Origin of the sequence: Sphingomonas suaedae (assembly GCF_007833215.1) — a bacterium.
Lineage (GTDB): Bacteria > Pseudomonadota > Alphaproteobacteria > Sphingomonadales > Sphingomonadaceae > Sphingomonas > Sphingomonas suaedae.
Map to the genome: position 1 here is coordinate 452,245 of NZ_CP042239.1, position 18,806 is coordinate 471,050.

At 65.0% G+C, this 18,806-nt stretch carries 19 protein-coding genes; 8 read left to right on the forward strand and 11 right to left on the reverse strand.

Features of this window, described 5'->3' with window-relative positions; all coding sequences use genetic code 11:
• Positions 1-34: 34 nt before the first annotated feature.
• The 5 genes from ruvX to FPZ54_RS02270 form a co-directional block, all read right to left on the reverse strand.
• Entirely contained in the window at positions 35-496 is a 462-nt protein-coding gene (gene ruvX, locus FPZ54_RS02250; RefSeq protein ID WP_145844667.1) for a Holliday junction resolvase RuvX, read from the reverse strand.
• Complete coding sequence (locus tag FPZ54_RS02255) at positions 493-1,653, reverse strand: DUF3089 domain-containing protein (protein WP_145844668.1); 1,161 nt, start codon at positions 1,651-1,653, stop codon at positions 493-495. Before FPZ54_RS02255 ends, ruvX begins: the two co-directional genes overlap by 4 nt.
• 160 nt (positions 1,654-1,813) lie before the next feature.
• Entirely contained in the window at positions 1,814-3,844 is a 2,031-nt protein-coding gene (rpoD, locus tag FPZ54_RS02260) for an RNA polymerase sigma factor RpoD (protein ID WP_145844669.1), read from the reverse strand.
• A gap of 53 nt (positions 3,845-3,897) precedes the next feature.
• Positions 3,898-5,748, reverse strand: coding sequence for a DNA primase (gene dnaG, locus FPZ54_RS02265; protein ID WP_145844670.1), 1,851 nt, complete (start codon positions 5,746-5,748; stop codon positions 3,898-3,900).
• A 1-nt stretch (position 5,749) separates the two neighbouring features.
• The gene (locus FPZ54_RS02270; RefSeq protein WP_145844672.1) at positions 5,750-6,223 is read right to left on the reverse strand and encodes a GatB/YqeY domain-containing protein; all 474 of its coding nucleotides are present in this window, start codon (positions 6,221-6,223) and stop codon (positions 5,750-5,752) included.
• A 135-nt stretch (positions 6,224-6,358) separates the two neighbouring features.
• Between FPZ54_RS02270 and carA the strand changes: the two genes are divergently transcribed.
• From carA to greA, 4 genes are all read left to right on the forward strand, one after another.
• Positions 6,359-7,615 (forward strand): glutamine-hydrolyzing carbamoyl-phosphate synthase small subunit, encoded by a 1,257-nt coding sequence (gene carA / locus FPZ54_RS02275; protein WP_145844673.1) that lies wholly within the window; start codon positions 6,359-6,361, stop codon positions 7,613-7,615.
• A complete protein-coding gene (locus FPZ54_RS02280) occupies positions 7,612-7,968 on the forward strand; it encodes a hypothetical protein (protein WP_145844675.1) in 357 nt (118 codons plus the stop codon). Before carA ends, FPZ54_RS02280 begins: the two co-directional genes overlap by 4 nt.
• Positions 7,968-11,300 carry a carbamoyl-phosphate synthase large subunit gene (gene carB / locus FPZ54_RS02285; RefSeq protein ID WP_145844676.1) on the forward strand — a complete coding sequence of 1,111 codons (3,333 nt, stop codon included), beginning with the start codon at positions 7,968-7,970 and terminating at the stop codon, positions 11,298-11,300. Before FPZ54_RS02280 ends, carB begins: the two co-directional genes overlap by 1 nt.
• An 81-nt stretch (positions 11,301-11,381) precedes the next feature.
• Complete coding sequence (gene greA / locus FPZ54_RS02290) at positions 11,382-11,858, forward strand: transcription elongation factor GreA (RefSeq protein WP_145844678.1); 477 nt, start codon at positions 11,382-11,384, stop codon at positions 11,856-11,858.
• A gap of 3 nt (positions 11,859-11,861) precedes the next feature.
• On the opposite strand, the gene FPZ54_RS02295 is transcribed toward greA, so the two are convergent.
• From FPZ54_RS02295 to FPZ54_RS02320, 6 genes are all read right to left on the reverse strand, one after another.
• Positions 11,862-12,362, reverse strand: a complete 501-nt coding sequence (locus tag FPZ54_RS02295) for a hypothetical protein (protein ID WP_186456875.1) — start codon at positions 12,360-12,362, stop codon at positions 11,862-11,864.
• Positions 12,363-12,422: 60 nt separating this feature from the next.
• Positions 12,423-12,635: a DUF4170 domain-containing protein gene (locus FPZ54_RS02300; RefSeq protein WP_145844682.1), complete on the reverse strand. Its 213-nt coding sequence runs from the start codon at positions 12,633-12,635 to the stop codon at positions 12,423-12,425.
• A 166-nt stretch (positions 12,636-12,801) separates the two neighbouring features.
• Complete coding sequence (locus tag FPZ54_RS02305) at positions 12,802-13,131, reverse strand: hypothetical protein (protein ID WP_145844684.1); 330 nt, start codon at positions 13,129-13,131, stop codon at positions 12,802-12,804.
• The gene (locus FPZ54_RS02310; RefSeq protein WP_145844685.1) at positions 13,128-13,481 is read right to left on the reverse strand and encodes a phosphatase; all 354 of its coding nucleotides are present in this window, start codon (positions 13,479-13,481) and stop codon (positions 13,128-13,130) included. The genes FPZ54_RS02305 and FPZ54_RS02310 overlap by 4 nt, the downstream gene beginning before the upstream one ends.
• Entirely contained in the window at positions 13,478-13,822 is a 345-nt protein-coding gene (locus tag FPZ54_RS02315; protein WP_145844687.1) for a phage holin family protein, read from the reverse strand. The genes FPZ54_RS02310 and FPZ54_RS02315 overlap by 4 nt, the downstream gene beginning before the upstream one ends.
• Before the next feature lie 21 nt (positions 13,823-13,843).
• A complete protein-coding gene (locus FPZ54_RS02320) occupies positions 13,844-14,374 on the reverse strand; it encodes a hypothetical protein (RefSeq protein WP_239019677.1) in 531 nt (176 codons plus the stop codon).
• Positions 14,375-14,517: 143 nt separating this feature from the next.
• Here FPZ54_RS02320 and eno point away from each other — a divergent pair, with 143 nt between their 5' ends.
• The 4 genes from eno to FPZ54_RS02340 all read left to right on the forward strand — a co-directional run bounded on the left by eno (position 14,518) and on the right by FPZ54_RS02340 (position 18,784).
• Positions 14,518-15,792, forward strand: a complete 1,275-nt coding sequence (eno, locus tag FPZ54_RS02325; RefSeq protein ID WP_145844689.1) for a phosphopyruvate hydratase — start codon at positions 14,518-14,520, stop codon at positions 15,790-15,792.
• Between the two features lie 128 nt (positions 15,793-15,920).
• Positions 15,921-16,232 carry an FtsB family cell division protein gene (locus FPZ54_RS02330; RefSeq protein ID WP_186456876.1) on the forward strand — a complete coding sequence of 104 codons (312 nt, stop codon included), beginning with the start codon at positions 15,921-15,923 and terminating at the stop codon, positions 16,230-16,232.
• A 94-nt stretch (positions 16,233-16,326) separates the two neighbouring features.
• Complete coding sequence (pdhA, locus tag FPZ54_RS02335) at positions 16,327-17,388, forward strand: pyruvate dehydrogenase (acetyl-transferring) E1 component subunit alpha (protein WP_145844690.1); 1,062 nt, start codon at positions 16,327-16,329, stop codon at positions 17,386-17,388.
• Between the two features lies 1 nt (position 17,389).
• Positions 17,390-18,784: a pyruvate dehydrogenase complex E1 component subunit beta gene (locus tag FPZ54_RS02340; RefSeq protein WP_145844692.1), complete on the forward strand. Its 1,395-nt coding sequence runs from the start codon at positions 17,390-17,392 to the stop codon at positions 18,782-18,784.
• Positions 18,785-18,806 lie beyond the last annotated feature (22 nt).

Here is an 18,806-nt window from a genome sequence, read left to right on the forward strand (position 1 = left end):
CGCGTTCAATGCATGGGATTGTCGGCGTAAGCAACTAGCCGCTCGCCAGCGCGTCGATCGCCCCCTGAAGGATGTAGCTCGCCGCCAGCTTGTCCACCCGTTCGGCGCGCTTGGCGCGGGACAGGTCTTCGGCGATCATCTGGCGCTCGACTGCCGCAGTGGACCAGCGCTCGTCCCACAGCAATATCGGCAGGTTCAGATCGGCGAGGTTGCGGGCGAAGGCGCGCGTGGACTGGGTGCGCGGGGAATCGCTGCCGTCGAGATTGAGGGGCAAGCCGATCACCAGCCCCTTCACCTGTTGTTGGGCGATCAGGCCCGCCAGCGCAGTCTTGTCCGCGGTGAACTTCGTTCGCTTTATGAGCAGCGCGGGGCTGGCAAAGGCCCAGCCCGCGTCGCACAATGCGGTGCCGATCGTCTTGGTGCCGACATCCAGCCCCAGCAGCCGCCCGCCCATCGGCAGCGCGGCGCGATATGCGACCGGATCGGTGGTGATCATCCCGCTGCCCGGAGGCCGAATGGCGCGAACAGCTCGATCCACGCGCTGCGCCGCCCGCGATGCGCGGCAAGGCGTCGCTGCGCATCGGCGCGGACATTGGCCCAGAACAGCGAATAATCGAACACATGATAATTGTTGCCCGGCAGGACATATTGCCCGCCAACGCCATCGGGCGGGGAGCCGAGCAACAAGATGCCGCGCCCGTCGCAGCGCAACGTGGTCGTGCTGTTCGCCAGCCGCGCGGTGGCGAAATCCGCAGAGGGCACCAGATTGCCGATATCGAACGCGGCGCTCTCGCTCGATCCAGGTACTCCGGTGACCGGGTTGGTGCAGATCATCGGCGTTCCGGCGCGCGACACGCCGGCAAAGCCGGTCGATGCATCGAACGTGTCGAGGATCAGCGACGGGTCCGCCGGTTCGACGAAGCTCTGCCAGGAGAGGATGCAGCCGCTCTGCTCCGCTGCGGTACATTCCGGCAGCCCGAGCGCCGGGAGATCGGCGGTCTTCGACACCGGCCAGCCGACGACATAGGCAGCAACGATGCGCTTCGCGAGCGGCTTGCCCGCCACCCGGTCGCGCAGCAGTCGCTTGAGGTGAAGCGCGCCCTGGCTATGTCCGGCAAGGATGATGGGCCGGTCGCCCGCTTCCTTGAGGAACTGCTCGAAGGCGGCGGCGATGTCGCGATAGGCGAGGTCGAGTGCTTGTCCCGCGTCCGCCTTGGTCGTCAGGAACGCGCCAAAGGTGGCCTGGCGGTACCGCGGCGCCCAGATCGCACCCGCGCCGTTGAACGCGCTCGCCTGGCCGCGCAGGAACAGCGCGGCGCGGTCGTTGGCCTCCTTGTCGTCGAGCGGCGCGTTCCACCGCGCGCGATTGAGGTAGGAGGTCGGGTGGATGAAGAACACCGCCGCTTCTGGCCTGGCCGCCGCCTGATGCCCCTCCGGGGTCCACAGCGCGGGATTGCCCGACTTGTCGGGTCGGGCCAGCCACATTTCGGGGCGCGCGTAGCTGTCTTGCGGAAGCTCCGCCTGCGCTTCGAAGCGGCCCCCCGGCACCATCGCCTGCCGTAACAGTTCAGCGCCCCAGATTCGGTAGGCAAAGGTTGCTGCAAGTGCGAGCACGATCAACACCGCCACGATATAGAGGAACTTACGCGCCACTCAGGCTCTCCATTGTGCAATGCAGCATGAGTCGCCGCCGGGCAACCGCATTCCGTTGCGGGATGGTTGCGAAGGATGCAACCCTGACGAACGAAACACCCCGCCGCCTCGGCACGCGCACGAGGGGCGGGGTGTCTAAAGTCCCTAGGTTCCGCCCGGATTACTGATCCAGGAAAGACCGCATCTTGCGGCTGCGGCTCGGATGCTTGAGCTTGCGCAGCGCCTTGGCCTCGATCTGGCGGATGCGTTCGCGGGTGACGCTGAACTGCTGTCCGACTTCCTCAAGCGTGTGATCGGTGTTCATGCCGATGCCAAAGCGCATCCGCAGCACGCGCTCCTCGCGCGGGGTCAGGCTGGCAAGGACGCGGGTGACGGTTTCCTTGAGGTTCGCCTGGATCGCGGCGTCGACCGGGATGACGGCGTTCTTGTCCTCGATGAAGTCGCCGAGATGCGAATCTTCCTCGTCGCCGATCGGCGTTTCGAGGGAGATCGGCTCCTTGGCGATCTTCATCACCTTGCGCACTTTTTCGAGCGGCATGGAGAGGCGCTCGGCCATTTCCTCGGGCGTGGGCTCGCGGCCCTGCTCGTGGAGGAACTGGCGGCTGGTGCGGACGAGCTTGTTGATCGTCTCGATCATGTGGACCGGGATGCGGATCGTGCGTGCCTGGTCGGCGATCGAGCGGGTGATCGCCTGGCGGATCCACCAGGTGGCGTAGGTCGAGAACTTGTAGCCGCGGCGATATTCGAACTTATCGACCGCCTTCATCAGGCCGATATTGCCCTCCTGGATGAGATCCAGGAACTGCAGACCGCGATTGGTGTACTTCTTGGCGATCGAGATCACCAGGCGGAGATTGGCCTCGACCATTTCCTTCTTGGCGATCCGGGCTTCGCGCTCGCCCTTCTGTACCATGTTGACGATGCGGCGGAACTCGCCCAGCGCCATGCCGGTCTGCTGGCTGATTTCCGAGACCTCGACGCGGATGCGGTCGACCGGGGCGGACTCGTTCTCGACGAACGCCTTCCACTTCTTGTCGAGGCCGGCGACCGATTCCAGCCAGTTCTCGTCCATCTCGTGATTGACGTAGCGGTCGAGGAAGTCCTTGCGGCTGACCTTGTGCCGCTCGGCGAGGCGCAGCATCTGGCCGCCCAGCGCGGTGAGGCGCCGGTTGTAGCTGTAGAGCTGGTCGACGAGATACTCGATCTTGGCGTTGTGGAACTGGACGCTCTCGACCTCGGCGGTCAGTTCCTCGCGCAGCTTGTGATATTTCTTCTCGTCCGCGCTCGACAGTTCGCCGCCCGCCGCCATCGCGTCGAGCCGGGTCTGCTGGATCTTCGAGAATTTCTTGTAGATCGCGGTGATGTTGGCGAACTTCTCAAGCGCCTGCGGCTTGAGCGTCTCCTCCATCTGCGCAAGGCTGAGGGTATTGTCCTCCTCCTCGTCGTCGGAGATGCGCTGGGTACGGCGCTCGGTCAGGCCGTCTTCCTCGTCGTCTGAGCTTTCTTCCTCGGGCTCTTCCTCTTCCTTGTAGGTCGTGCCCGCGGTCTTTTCGCTGATCTCGCCCGAATCGTCGTCCTCGGCGCCCTCGACCTGCTCGGCCGACGGGCCCTTGGAGAGCATCGCGTCGAGATCGAGGATCTCGCGCAGCTGCATCTCGCCCTCGTTGAGCGCGTTCGACCAGCCGATGATCGCGTTGAAGGTGATCGGCGATTCGCACAGGCCCAGGATCATCGTGTCCCGGCCGGCCTCGATCCGCTTGGCGATAGCGATCTCGCCCTCGCGGCTGAGCAGCTCGACGGCGCCCATCTCGCGCAGATACATGCGCACCGGATCGTCGGTACGATCGACGGTTTCCTTCTTCTTGGTCTCGACCGCGGGGCCGGTGTCCTCCTGGCCTTCGCCGCCATCGATCTCGTCGGGCGTGTCGTCCTCGGGCTGCTCGTCCTCGCCGACATCCTCGTTCTCGACGACGTTGACGCCCATGTCGCTGAGCGACGACATCACGTCCTCGATCTGCTCGGACGTGAACTGGTCCTGCGGGAGCATTTCGTTGAGCTGGTCGACGGTGATGTAGCCACGCTTCTTGGCGCGGGCGACCAGCTTCTTGATGGAGCCTTCGTTGAGATCGATCAGCGGCGCGTCACCGGTCTCGGTGAGTTCCGCGCCGTCCGTCATAGTTGCTTTTGCCATCGACTGCCTTTGAAATCGTATGGCGGCTATTATACGCCGCCCTAATCACCCAATTACGCCTCGTCCGCAAGCATCAGATTGGCGAGTCGCGCTTCCAGTTCCGCCTTTCGCCGCACCAGGGCCACCTGACGCTCGAACGCTTCGTCACTGAAACGCGCCTGAACCGCCGCAGTTGCCTGTGCCAGCGCCGCATCGACCTGGGGTCGCGCCGCGAGCACCGCGATCGCCTCGCCAAGGTCGAGCGCCGCTCGTCCCGCATCCCATTCCTTCTGCGTGAAGGTGAAGGGAAGCTGGTCAGCGCGGAGCAGCTCTGCCGCCTGTCTGTCAAATCCGGACGTCGCCAATATGGTGCGCAAGCGCTCGCTATCAAGCGCCCGGTCTTCCAGCGCGACATCGACCACCGCCTCGAACAGTCGCCCGAGAGCGCCATCGGCATGCGCCAGGATGGTCAGCGTCTCGACATGGTGGGCGATCTCGCCGGGGTGGCGGATCAGTCCGGCGAGCACCGCCTTTGCCAACGGAGCATCGATCCCCATCGCGCTGATCGCCTGTGTGGCGGGGCTGGGCGGGGCTTCGGGCGGCTGCCAGCGCTGGCCGGGACGGAACGCGCCGCGCCCGGCCCCGCGCGGGGTGAAGGCGCGCGGGGCGGGGGCGAAATGCGCGTCGAAGCGGCTGCGGAACTCGGTGACATATTCATGGCGGACATTGCTGTTCTGGATCGTCGCCGCGAGATCGGACAAGCGCTGCTTGAGGCCGGCGCGCGCCTCCGGCGTCGTCACCGGCTCGGCGGCGAGTTCGTGCTGCCACAGCCGGTCGGCGAGCGGCTGGGCGGATGCGAGCAGCGCCTCGAACGCCTGCGGGCCGCTGGCGCGGACGAGATCGTCGGGATCCTGTCCCTGGGGCAATGTCACGAAGGCGAGGCTGCGGCCGGGCTGGAGCAGGGGGAGGGCGCGATGCGCCGCGCGGATCGCCGCCTTCTGCCCCGCGCTGTCGCCGTCGAACGAGAGCAGCGGCACGTCGGCCATGCGCCACAGCCGCTCGAGCTGGGTTTCGGTCATCGCGGTGCCGAGCGGCGCGACCGCCTCACCGAACCCGGCCTGCGCCAGCGCGATGACGTCCATATAGCCTTCGACCGCGATCACCCGGCCGGCCCTGCGCGAGACGGCGGAGGCGCGGTCGAGATTGTAGAGCGTGCGGCCCTTGTCGAAGAGCGGAGTTTCGGGGGAGTTGAGATATTTGGGCTCGCCGTCGCCGATGATGCGCCCGCCGAAGCCGATCACGCGACCGCGCGCGTCCTTGATCGGGATCATCAGTCGGCCACGGAAGCGGTCGTACGGCTCCTTGCCCTTGACCTGGATCAGCAGACCCGCCTCGACCAGCATCGCATCGCCATAGGACGACAGCGCCTCGCGCAGGCGGGTGCGCGAATCGGGGGCATAGCCCATCCCGAAGGTGCGTGCGGTTTCGGCGGTGACGCGGCGGCGTTCGAGCAGCGCGCGCGCCTCGGCTCCCGCCAGTCCGTGGAGTTGCTCGGCATAGAATTTCGCGGCGTCCGCCATCGCCTCGTGCAGCCCCTTGGCACGCTCGGCGCGCTGCGCGGCGCGGGGGTCGTCGGCGGGCATGTCGAGGCTCGCCGCCTGCGCCAACTCCTTCACCGCATCGATGAAGGGCAGGCCGTTATGCTCGGTCATCCAGCGGATCGCATCGCCATGCGCGCCGCAGCCGAAGCAATGGTAGAAGCCCTTTTCGTCGTTGATCGTGAAGCTGGGCGTCTTCTCGTTGTGGAAGGGGCAGCACGCCTTGTACTCTCGGCCGGCGCGCGTGATCTTCACGCTGCGGCCGATCAGGGCCGACAGCGTGGTGCGCGCGCGGAGTTCGTCGAGAAAGGCAGGGGATAGGCTCACCTCAGGATAACGCCGCCTTCACCAGCCTGCTCGCCTTGCTCATGTCGAGCTGCATTCCGTGGCGGGCTTTCAGCGTCGCCATCACATTGCCCATATCCTTCATGCCCGACGCGCCAAGCTCAACCTTGATCGCCTCGATCGCGGCTTTGGTCTCGTCCTCGCTCAGCGGCACGGGGAGGAAGCGCTCGATAATCGCGACTTCCGCCTCCTCCGCTGCGGCGAGTTCCTCGCGACCACCCTGCCGATACATGGTGATCGAATCGCGGCGCTGCTTCACCATCCCCTGCAGCACGCCGACGACGAGCGCGTCGTCATCCTTGTCCGACCGCGGCCCGTCACGGAAGGCCGGTTCCATCCTTGCCTCGATATCGCGATTCTTGATCGCGCTCTGGATCAGGCGGAAGGCGCCGAGGCTCTCCTTGTCGCGCGCCCGCATGGCGGCGATCATGGCGTCATGGATGTCGTCGCGGATCATGGTCTTTCTACCCACAGCTGAATCGGAATTATCCGCCATTAGACCCCATCTGCGGTTGACGGGAAGGGGGGAGGGGTTTAGCGCGCGGCCCTTAGCACACATTGCCGGAAACCCCCGTAGGAGCGCCCTCTCGAAATGGCCGACGCGACGCCAATTGTCATGCCCGAAGGCGCCACCGGCGTCCTGGTTCTTGCATCGGGTGAGGTGATCTGGGGGCGCGGATTCGGGGCCGAGGGCGCGGCGGCGGGGGAGGTGTGCTTTCACACCGCGATGACCGGATATCAGGAGATCATGACGGACCCCAGCTTTGCGGGCCAGATGATCTGCTTCACCTTCCCCCATATCGGCAATGTCGGCGCCAATCCCGACGATATCGAGGCGGATAACCCCCATGCGCTCGGCATGATCGTGCGGGAGGATGTGACTGAGCCGTCCAACTTCCGCAGCGTCCAGCATCTGGATGCGTGGATGAAGCAGCATGACCGTATCGGTCTGTCGGGGATCGACACACGGGCGCTGACGCGGCGCATCCGGGGGAAGGGCGCGCCCAATGGGGTGATCGCGCATTCGGCGGAGGGGAAGTTCGATATTCCCGCGCTGATCGAACAGGCAAAGGCGTGGCCGGGGCTGGAGGGGATGGATCTCGCCATCACCGTGACCGCCGAGACGCATTATGGCTGGGAAGGCGGCGTTTGGCGCCTGGGGTTCGGGTATGAGGCTGAAAAGCCCCTCCCCTTCAGGGGAGGGGTTGGGGGTGGGGCCTCACCTCTGGACGATGCGCCTGCGGATAGGCCCCACCCCAACCCCTCCCCGGAAGGGGAGGGGCTAGATAGACCCCATGTCGTCGCGATCGACTACGGCTCCAAACACAATATCTTCCGCAATCTGGTGAAGGCTGGAGCGAAGGTAACGGTGCTGCCGGCGACCGCGACGGCAGAGCAGGTTCTGTCATTCGATCCCGATGGTATCTTCCTGTCGAACGGCCCGGGCGACCCCGCCGCGACGGGCGACTATGCCGTGCCGGTGATCCGCGAATTGCTGGCGACCAAGAAGCCGTTGTTCGGCATCTGCCTTGGCCATCAGCTGCTGGCGCTGGCGGTGGGGGCGCAGACGACCAAGATGTTCCAGGGGCATCGCGGCGCGAACCATCCGGTCAAGCGGCTGAGCGACGGCGCGGTCGAGATCACGTCGATGAACCACGGCTTTGCCGTCGAGAGCGCGACCCTGCCCGCGGGCGTGGTTGAGACGCACGTGTCGCTGTTCGACGGCAGCAATTGCGGGATCGAGATCGACGGCGGGCGGGCGTTTTCGGTGCAGTATCACCCCGAGGCTTCGCCGGGGCCGCAGGATAGTTTCTATCTGTTTGAGCGGTTTGTGGGGATGTTGAAGTGATTGAGTTTGAGGCTCCACCAGAAGACCTCAAACTCCTGCGTCGTGTCGTAAAGCAGGCGCGAAAGAACAAAGATCCCTTCCCGTCACTTACCGACCTTGCACCGAGGCGAAGCGTCGATGAGCTGATCGAGCTGGGCAAGTCTTGGCAACGGGCAGGTCTCGGTAGGGTGATAGAGGAAATGTCGGCGGACATCCGTTCGGTATCGTTCACTGTCGATGAGGCCGCCTTCGAAGCCATTCGTAAGGCAGATCAAGGCACTTTGTGGGGGCGTCTGGCCCAAGTTCCTCGGTCGGACTGGATTGCTATCGCAGCTTTCGTTGTTTCAGTATTTGCATTGTTCAAAGGCGACTAATGCCAAAACGCACCGACATCTCCTCCATCCTCGTCATCGGCGCTGGTCCCATTGTGATCGGTCAGGCGTGCGAGTTCGACTATTCGGGCACGCAGGCGATCAAGGCGCTCAAGGAAGAGGGCTATCGCATCGTCCTGGTCAATTCGAACCCGGCGACGATCATGACGGATCCCGAGCTGGCCGATGCGACCTATGTCGAGCCGATCACGCCTGCGGTGGTTGCCAAGATCATCGAGAAGGAGCGGCCCGACGCGGTGCTGCCGACGATGGGCGGGCAGACGGCGCTGAATACCGCGCTGGCGCTGGCGCAGGATGGCACGCTGGAGAAGTTCGGCGTCACCATGATCGGCGCGAATGCCGAGGCGATCGACAAGGCCGAGGATCGGCTGAAGTTCAAGGACGCGATGACCAAGATCGGGCTGGAATCGGCCCGCTCGGCGATCGCGCACAGCGAGGCCGAGGCGATGGCGGCGCTGGAGACGGTGGGGCTGCCCGCCGTAATCCGCCCGTCCTTCACGCTCGGCGGCACCGGCGGGGGCATCGCGTACAACAAGGAAGAATTCGTCGAGATCGTCCGCAACGGGCTCGACCTGTCGCCGACCAACGAGGTGCTGATCGAGGAGTCGCTCCTCGGTTGGAAGGAATATGAGATGGAGGTCGTGCGGGACCGCAACGACAATTGCATCATCATCTGTTCGATCGAGAATGTCGATGCGATGGGCACCCACACGGGTGACTCGATCACGGTCGCGCCCGCGCTGACGCTGACCGACAAGGAATATCAGATCATGCGCAACGCCAGCATCGCGGTGCTGCGCGAGATCGGCGTCGAGACCGGCGGGTCGAACGTGCAGTTCGCGGTGAACCCGAAAGACGGGCGCCTGATCGTGATCGAGATGAACCCGCGCGTGTCGCGAAGTTCGGCGCTGGCGTCGAAGGCGACCGGCTTCCCGATCGCCAAGGTCGCGGCGAAGCTGGCGGTGGGCTACACGCTCGACGAGATCGAGAACGACATTACCGGCGCGACCCCGGCGTCGTTCGAGCCGACGATCGACTATGTCGTCACCAAGATCCCGCGCTTTGCGTTCGAGAAGTTCAAGGGCGCCGAGGCGACGCTGGGCACCGCGATGAAGTCGGTCGGCGAAGTGATGGCGATCGGCCGCAACATCCATGAATCGATGCAGAAGGCGCTGCGGGGCCTTGAGACCGGCCTGTCGGGCTTCAACAATGTCGAGCATCTGCAAGGCGCGCCGCGCGACGTGATCGAGGCGGCGCTGGCGGTGCGTTCGCCCGACCGGCTGCTGGTCGCGGCGCAGGCGCTGCGCGAGGGCTTCACCGTCGCGGAGGTCCATGCGCTGGCATCCTATGACCCGTGGTTCCTTGAGCGGATTGCCGAGATCATCGCGGCGGAGGAGCAGGTCTGCCGGGGCGGCCTGCCGCAGGACGCGGCAGGGATGCGGCGGCTCAAGTCGATGGGCTTTTCCGACAAGCGCCTGGCGTGGCTGGCGCTGCGATCGGCGAACCTGCGCGAAGGCAGTGACGCAATGGCCAAGTCCTCCGGGCTGATCGGCGAGGTCGTCAAGGCAATGACCGGCGGCGTGACCGAAGCCGATGTGCGCAAACTGCGCCACAAACTGGGCGTTCGTCCGGTGTTCAAGCGGATCGACACCTGCGCGGCGGAGTTCGAAGCGAAGACGCCCTATATGTACTCGACCTATGAGGCGCCGAGCTTTGGCGAGCCCGAGTGCGAGAGCGAGCCGAGCACGCGGCGCAAGGTCGTGATCCTGGGCGGCGGGCCGAACCGGATCGGGCAGGGGATCGAGTTCGATTATTGCTGCTGCCACGCCTGCTTCGCGCTGGCCGATGCGGGCTATGAGACGATCATGGTCAACTGCAACCCGGAAACGGTGAGCACCGATTACGATACGTCGGACCGGCTGTATTTCGAGCCGCTGACCGCCGAGGACGTGCTGGAGATCCTGGAGGTCGAGCAGTCGCGCGGCGAGCTGGTCGGGGTGATCGTGCAGTTCGGCGGGCAGACGCCGCTCAATCTGGCGCGCGCGCTCGAGAGCGCGGGGATTCCGATCCTGGGCACCTCGCCCGACGCGATCGACCTGGCCGAGGATCGCGAGCAGTTTGCCGATCTGGTGTCCAAGCTGGGGCTGAAGCAGCCCAAGAACGGCATCGCGCGCAGCCGCGAAGAGGCGATCGCGGTGGCCGAACGGATCGGTTATCCGGTGCTGACGCGCCCCTCCTTTGTCCTGGGTGGCCGGGCGATGGAGATCGTCGATACGGTCGAGCAGCTCGATCATTATATCCAGACCGCGGTGCAGGTGTCGGGCGATGCGCCGGTGCTGATCGACCAGTATCTGCGCGATGCGGTCGAGGTCGATGTCGATGCGATCGCCGATGGCGACGATGTCGTGGTCGCGGGCGTGCTCCAGCATATCGAGGAGGCTGGCGTCCATTCGGGCGACAGCGCCTGCTCGCTGCCCCCCTACAGCCTGCCCACCGAGATCATCGCCGAGATCGAGCGTCAGGCCGATGCGCTGGCGCGGGCGCTCAAGGTCAAGGGGCTGATGAACATCCAGTTCGCGGTGAAGGATGGCGAGGTGTACCTTATCGAGGTGAACCCGCGCGCGAGCCGCACGGTGCCGTTCGTCGCCAAGGCGATCGGCACGCCCATCGCCAAGATCGCGAGCCGGGTGATGGCGGGCGAGAAGCTGAAGGACCTGCCCGCAATCGACCGCGACATCGACTATATCGCGGTCAAGGAAGCGGTGTTCCCCTGGGGCCGCTTCCCCGGGGTCGACCCGGTGCTATCGCCGGAGATGAAGTCGACCGGCGAAGTCATGGGAATCGATCGCGATTTCGCGACCGCCTTTGCCAAGGCGCAGCTGGGGGCGGGGACGGTGCTGCCGAAGGGCGGCAATGTCTTCGTCAGCGTCAAGGACAGCGACAAGCCGGTGATCCTGCCGGGCGTGCGCATCCTGGTCGAGCAGGGTTTCACCATCGTCGCGACCGGCGGGACCGCGGACTATCTGTCCGCACAGGGCGTCCCGGTCGAGCGGGTCAACAAGGTGGCGCAGGGGCGCCCGCATATCGTCGACCGCATCCGTGACGGCGATATCGCGCTGATCTTCAACACCACCGAGGGGTGGCAGTCGTTGAAGGACAGCGAATCGATCCGCGCATCGGCGCTGTCGCTCAAGGTTCCCTATTTCACAACGGCGCCCGCGAGCGTCGCTGCGGCGCAGGCGATCGCCGCGTTGAGTGGCCAGTCACTTGAAGTCCGCCCCTTGCAGTCTTATTATTCGCAATCGCACAATTGATCCCCCACAACGAAGGTTAGGGTGCGGGCGGGCTGATTATGGCACGCCGGGGGAAGGGGTTTTGACGAAGGACGACGTGGGATGGCGACGGTTGAGAAGATGCCGATGCTGGTGGAAGGCTATGAGAAGCTCAACGAGCAGCTCAAAGTCCTGAAAGCCGAGCGGCCGCTGATCGTGGATGCTATCGAGGAAGCGCGCGCCCATGGCGACCTTTCCGAAAACGCCGAATATCACGCCGCGAAGGAGCGGCAGGGGCAGGTCGAGGCGTCGATTGCCGATATCGAGGACAAGCTGTCCCGCGCGCAGATCATCGATCCGCGCGACCTGTCGGGCGACAAGATCGTGTTCGGCGCGACGGTGACGTTGCTCGACGAGGACGACAAGTCGGTGAAGTACCAGATTGTCGGCCAGGCCGAGGCGGACGCCAAGTCCGGCCGGATCAGCTATAATTCGCCGCTGGGCCGTGCGCTGATCGGCAAGAGCCTGGGCGACGAGGTCGAGGTGACCGTGCCGGCGGGCGATCGCTGGTACGAGGTCAGCAAGATCGAGTTTATCTGACGGTCACGACGCGCGATATCCGCGCATCGCGCGTTCGACATCGGTAATCGTCAACATTGGCGGTCCGGACGGTCGCTGCAGTCCGCACGCGATCCCCGCTGCTACCGGCGTGACCGGGTCGCGGGCCTTGAGTGGATCAAAGCCTCCGGTTTCCGGCGGCAATATCCGCATGAGGCGGTTGTTGCCGTCCCGGATTGCGATCTGCCGCGTGCGCGAAGCGCGAGATTGGCAATGATATTCGACGATCGAGTCGAAGCGGCCCAGTTCGACCGGGCCGATCATCTTCGGGTGTTTTCGGAAAATCAGAATCGTCATGGTCGCAGTAGCGCCCGATCGCGACCGCGTTCCGGTGGCGGCGAAAATGACGGTCTCGTCTGGCGTGCCGATCTGCTCGTTTCCGATCGTGTAGAAGGGGCCGCCCAGTCGCGGCGCATCCCCTTCATTCTGTATGCCAATGGGCAGATGGACCAGCGAAGTCATGAGAATGGTGGCAAGACATCGCATAGAAACCGCCCCCCAAAGCAATTGATGCGAGGCAAGTCTAACCCGGTTTTAACCAGATTACTACATATCGGGTTCTAGCAAGCGGTGGAGGTGGACCACCACATATTTCATCTCGGCATCGTCGACCGTGCGCTGCGCTGCGCCGCGCCAGGCCTTTTCGGCGCTGGCATAGTCGGGGAAGATCCCGACGACGTCGAGCTTCGACGGATCCTGAAAATTGAGCGTCATCGGGTCGGTCACACGGCCGCCGAAGACGAGGTGAAGTTTGCTCATGGTCGCTCCCGGGGAAAGAGTTGTCCCCGGTGCCTTAGCCGATGCTGCGACGCACTCAATAGCGGGAAAGAGCGTAACGCAAATCCCCCCGGCAAAAGCCTGGGTCTCACGCGGCGCGCGCGTCCATCGCCACGGGGGACCCGGCTTTCGGCGGGGGGACGATCTGTTAAGCGTCTGCCTTGCTCGACGCCGCTTCCTTGGCGGCGGTGACGGCTGAGCCGATGATCTTGCCGATCTGCTCCTTTGCGGCGTCGCGCTGGGGCAGCAGGGCGTCGATCTCCGCCTTGCCCGCCTCGCGCGCGGCGGTGGCGGCGGCGCTGGCGCCCTCGGCGATCCGTTTGCCGACCGGGGCGAGCAATTCCTTTTCCTTTTGCGGGCGGGGAATCAGCGCGCCGATGACCACGCCGAGCGCGACGCCGCCTGCGACCAGCGCGAGCGGGTTGTTCTCGATGGTTTCGGCGCGGCTGGAGCCGGTCTTCTGCTGGGTATCGGTCATGAGCGCGATCCTTTCTTCGGATGGGGCGTGGATTTGGAGGTGGAGTTTCGCTTCTTCAAACTCGCGCGCGACGCTGCGGTTGCACCGCCGATGAGCAGCCGGGCGAGCGGCTTGCGCGCGAGGAACAAGAGCGCGGCGCCCGCCACGGTGGCGACGGTGCGGGGATTGGCGCGGACGGTGGCGACGGTGTCGCGCGCGACGCCGATCGCGACATTCTCGACCGCATCCTGTGCGAGCGTCATGGGGTTGAGCTTGTGCTGTATCGCGCCGAGCGTGCCGAACAGCCGCTCGCGTGCGTTCCGGCTGCGCGCTTCGGCCTCGGACAGGGAGGGGGGGGGCGTGTCGGTCATGGCTTGTGCCTTGGGCGGGTCGCACGGCGGAAGCGGCGGAAGGCGGCGGCGCCCGCCAGTCCCGCGACGAGCAGCGCGGCGAGGACGACGATCAGCGTGGCGAGGCCGGGGCCGACATGGGGCGACAGGATCAGGACCAGCCCTACGATCAGCGCGATCGCCGCCGCCTGCGCGAACAGGAAAACGATGCCGCCCAGGATAAGCGCGGCGCGGGCATCGCCCAGCCGGTCGAGCGCCAGCGCCTTCCAATATGCGACTTCCGCGTCGGCATAGGCACGCGCATCGGCGACCGCGCGGGCCGCCAGTGTGCCGATGCTCTCGTCGTCATTGCGTTCGTCCACGCCCTGCCCCCCGTTGCGCCCTTATTCCTTGGGCGCGCCGGGATCGCTGCCGGTATCGCCCTTGTCGGCGAGGTCGCCCGCAGCGTCGAGGCCGGACTTTAGCAGGCGGGCGAGCACGAAGCCGACGCCCGCGGCGATGCCGACGGCGACCGCGGGGCTCTTCTTCACGAATTCGCGCGCGTCATCGAGCAGATCGTCGACCTGCTTGCCGCGCAGCGAATCCGCCAGGCCCGAGATCTGATCGGCGGCGGAGCGGGCATATCGGCCATATTGCTCGCCCAGGCGCTCGTCCACCGACCCGGCTGCATCGCGCATCATCGACGAAAACTCGTCGAGCGCGCCGGTCGCCTTTTCCTTGCCGGTATCGGCGAAGGAGCGTGCCTTGTCGCCTGCCTGTCCGGCAATCTTGCCCGCTTCCTCGCGGACAAAGGCGCCTGCGCCGCGCTTGCCTTCATCGCCAGCGGCGCCGGTGGTCTTCATCGGTTCGGCAGCGACCAGCGTGTCGCGCGCCGGGGCCATGCTCTCGTCCTTGGGGAAGTTTTCGTCAGCCATCGCTCGAAATCCTTTTGCTGGTCCGTTCGAACAACCACGCCGTACCCCTCACGGTTCCCCGCGCGACATGATTTGCCCGTCGGCGCCGAACGGGATAGAGGCCCGCGCGACACCGTCTATACCCAAGGTAGGGAGACCATTTCGTGACCGCAATCATCGACATTCATGCCCGTCAGATTCTCGACAGCCGCGGCAATCCGACGGTCGAGGTGGATGTGCTGCTTGAAGACGGCAGTTTCGGGCGGGCGGCGGTGCCATCGGGCGCCTCGACCGGTGCGCATGAGGCGGTCGAAAAGCGTGACGGCGACAAGACCGTCTATCTGGGAAAGGGCGTGCTTGAGGCGGTCGAGGCCGTCAATGGCGAGATCGCGGAGGAGATCACCGGGCTCGACGCCGAGGATCAGGCCGAGATCGACTATGCGATGATCGAGCTGGACGGGACCGAGAACAAGGGGCGGATCGGCGCCAACGCAATCCTGGGCGTCAGCCTCGCGGTCGCCAAGGCGGCGGCGGATGCGCGGGGGCTGCCGCTCTACCGCTATGTGGGCGGGGTCTCGGCGCACGTGCTGCCGGTGCCGATGATGAACATCATCAATGGCGGCGAACATGCCGACAATGCGATCGATTTTCAGGAGTTCATGATCGTGCCAGTCGGCGCAGACTCGCTGGCCGAAGCGGTGCGCTGCGGCGCCGAGATCTTCCACACGCTCAAAAAGGGCTTGCACGACAAGGGGCTCTCGACGGCGGTGGGCGACGAGGGGGGCTTCGCGCCCGACATCGCGTCGACCCGCGAGGCGATCGACTTCATCATGTCGAGCATCGCGAAGGCCGGATACAAGCCGGGCGACGATGTGATGCTGGCACTCGATTGCGCCGCGACCGAATATTATCGGGACGGCGCGTACAAGATGGTGGGTGAAGGCAAGACCCTGTCATCGGCGGAGAATGCCGATTTCCTCGCCGACCTTTGCGCCAGCTACCCCATCTTCTCGATCGAGGACGGCATGGCGGAGGACGATTGGGACGGGTGGAAGCTGCTCACCGAGAAGCTGGGCGGAAAGGTTCAGCTGGTCGGCGACGACCTGTTTGTGACCAACCCCATGCGGCTGAAGCGCGGCATCGATGGCGGCTATGCCAATTCGCTGCTGGTCAAGGTCAACCAGATCGGCACGCTGACCGAAACGCTGGAGGCGGTGAGCCTGGCACAGCGCGCGTCCTACACGGCGGTCATGTCGCATCGTTCGGGCGAGACCGAAGATGCGACCATCGCCGACCTCGCCGTCGCCACCAATTGCGGGCAGATCAAGACCGGGTCGCTCGCGCGGTCGGACCGGCTCGCCAAATACAATCAATTGATCCGCATCGAGGAAGAACTGGGCGATGCGGCGGTCTATGCCGGGCGCAGCATCCTGCGCTGAGGCGGGGAGGGGGCGGGGTCGGGGCGGAGTCGCGCCCCGATCGTTCCGCCGCCGATCCGACTTGATTTTTTTGAGATACCGTAGAACTCCTGCTTGAACCGCGAGTCGGTTTGCGCGACATTAACCAGATGGCACGTTCGACCCCCTTCAAAACGATCCTGAGCCGCGCGGGCCTGCCTGCGGTTGCGATCATTTTCATGGGATTCTTCGCCTATTCGGCTGTGCTCGGCCCGAATGGGGTGCTGGTCTATGGCGATTACAAGCGCCAACTGGCGGTGAAGCAGGCCGAACTCGCCAAGCTGGAAAAGACGCGCGCGCAATTGCGCAACCGCGTGGCGCTGCTCGACCAGAAGGGCGCGGACCCCGACATGGTCGATGAACTGACGCGCAAAAAGCTCAATGTCGTCCATCCGGACGAGGTCATCGTTCCGCTGAATTGACGGCGTCGCCAGCCGCTCGCGCGCTTTCCGATAGCGTCATCATTGCACACCGGCGGATAACCGGCCTATAGGGCCGCTTCCATCTTTCCCCAGGATGAGGATCATCGTGGCAAAAGCGCCTGCAAAAAGCCGTAGTAACGAACCAGCTCCGACAAACCGTGAGCGACCAAACGAACCTAAACGGTTCGACGCGTCCAAGGAGGAGTTGCTCGAATTCTATCGGCAGATGCTGCTCATCCGCCGCTTCGAGGAAAAGGCGGGCCAGCTGTACGGCCTCGGCTTCATCGGCGGTTTCTGTCACCTCTATATCGGCCAGGAGGCCGTCGCGGTCGGGCTTCAGTCGGCGCTGGACGGCGACAAGGATTCGGTGATCACCGGCTATCGCGACCATGGCCACATGCTGGCCTATGGCATCGACCCCAAAGAGATCATGGCCGAGCTGACCGGGCGTGCCGCCGGCATTTCGCGCGGCAAGGGCGGGTCGATGCACATGTTCTCGACCGAGAAGAAGTTCTACGGCGGGCATGGCATCGTCGGCGCGCAGGTCGCGCTCGGCACGGGCCTCGCCTTCGCGCACAAATATAATGAGGATGGCGGCGTCGCCATGGCCTATTTCGGCGATGGCGCCGCGAACCAGGGCCAGGTGTACGAAAGCTTCAACATGGCCGAGCTGTGGAAGCTCCCGATCATCTATGTGATCGAGAACAACCAGTACGCCATGGGCACCAGCGTCAACCGCTCCTCGGCCGAGGATCAGCTGTACAAGCGCGGCGAGAGCTTCCGCATCCCGGGCATCCAGGTCGACGGCATGGACGTGCTGGCGTGCCGCGGCGCGGCCGAGGAAGCGCTGGCCTGGGTGCGCGCGGGCAAGGGGCCGATCATCCTCGAGATGAAGACCTATCGCTATCGCGGCCATTCGATGTCGGACCCCGCCAAATACCGCTCGCGCGACGAGGTGCAGGCGGTGCGCGAGAAGTCCGACCCGATCGAAGGGGTGAAAAAGGAATTGGAGGCAGCAGGCGTCAAGGAAGACGAGCTGAAGGCGATCGAGGCCGAGATCCGCAAGGCGGTGAACGAGTCGGCGGACTTCGCCGAGCAGGCGCCCGAGCCCGATCCTTCCGAACTGTATACCGACGTGCTGGTGGAGACGTACTGACATGGCGATCGAGCTGAAAATGCCCGCGCTCTCGCCCACGATGGAAGAGGGAACCCTCGCCAAGTGGCTGGTGAAGGAAGGCGATACGATCAAGTCGGGTGACATCCTGGCCGAGATCGAGACCGACAAGGCGACGATGGAATTCGAAGCGGTCGATGAAGGCACGCTGGCCCAGATCCTGGTCGCCGAGGGGACCGACGGGGTAAAGGTCGGCACTGTGATCGCGACGATCGCGGGCGAGGGCGAGGATGCGTCCGCCGCTCCAGCTCCGAAGGCCGAAGCGCCTGCGCAGGAGCAGAAGGCAGCTGAATCGGAGGCGCCCGCCGAGCCTAAGAAAGCCGATAGCGGCACCAAGCAGCTTGCCAGCGAGAAGGCGGCGAGCGTCGCCGACCCCGAGCTTCCCGCCGGGACCGAGATGGTCAAGACGACCGTCCGCGAAGCGCTGCGCGATGCGATGGCCGAGGAAATGCGCGCCGATCCGCGCGTGTTCGTGATGGGCGAGGAAGTCGCCGAATATCAGGGCGCTTACAAGGTGACCCAGGGCCTGCTCGACGAGTTCGGCGCCAAGCGCGTGATCGATACGCCGATCACCGAATATGGCTTTGCCGGGGTCGGCACGGGCGCGGCGATGGGCGGCCTGAAGCCGATCGTCGAGTTCATGACGTTCAACTTTGCGATGCAGGCGATCGACCACATCATCAACTCGGCCGCCAAGACCAATTACATGTCGGGCGGTCAGATGCGCTGTCCGATCGTGTTCCGCGGGCCGAACGGTGCCGCGAGCCGCGTCGGCGCGCAGCACAGCCAGAATTATGGCCCGTGGTATGCGAGCGTGCCGGGCCTGATCGTGATTGCGCCCTATGACGCAGCGGATGCCAAGGGTCTGCTCAAGGCGGCGATCCGGTCGGAAGACCCGGTCGTCTTCCTCGAGAACGAGCTGATGTACGGGCGCAGCTTCGACGTGCCCAAGATGGACGATTGGGTGCTGCCGATCGGCAAGGCGCGCATCGTGCGCGCGGGCAAGGACGTGACGATCGTATCCTATTCGATCGGCGTCGGCGTCGCGCTCGAGGCCGCGGAGACGCTGGCGGGCGAGGGGATCGAGGCCGAGGTTATCGACCTGCGCACGCTGCGCCCGCTCGATACGGCGACCGTGCTGGAGAGCCTGAAGAAGACCAACCGCATGGTGGTGGTCGAGGAAGGCTGGCCGGTCTGCTCGATCGCGTCGGAAATCGTTGCGGTGTGCATGGAGCAGGGCTTCGACGACCTCGACGCACCGGTGATCCGCGTAACCAACGAGGATGTGCCGCTGCCCTATGCGGCGAACCTTGAGAAGTTGGCGTTGATCACGGCGGACAAGGTGGTCGCGGGGGTGAAGAAGGTTACATATCGCTGAGACTTACCTTGCCCCTCCCCTG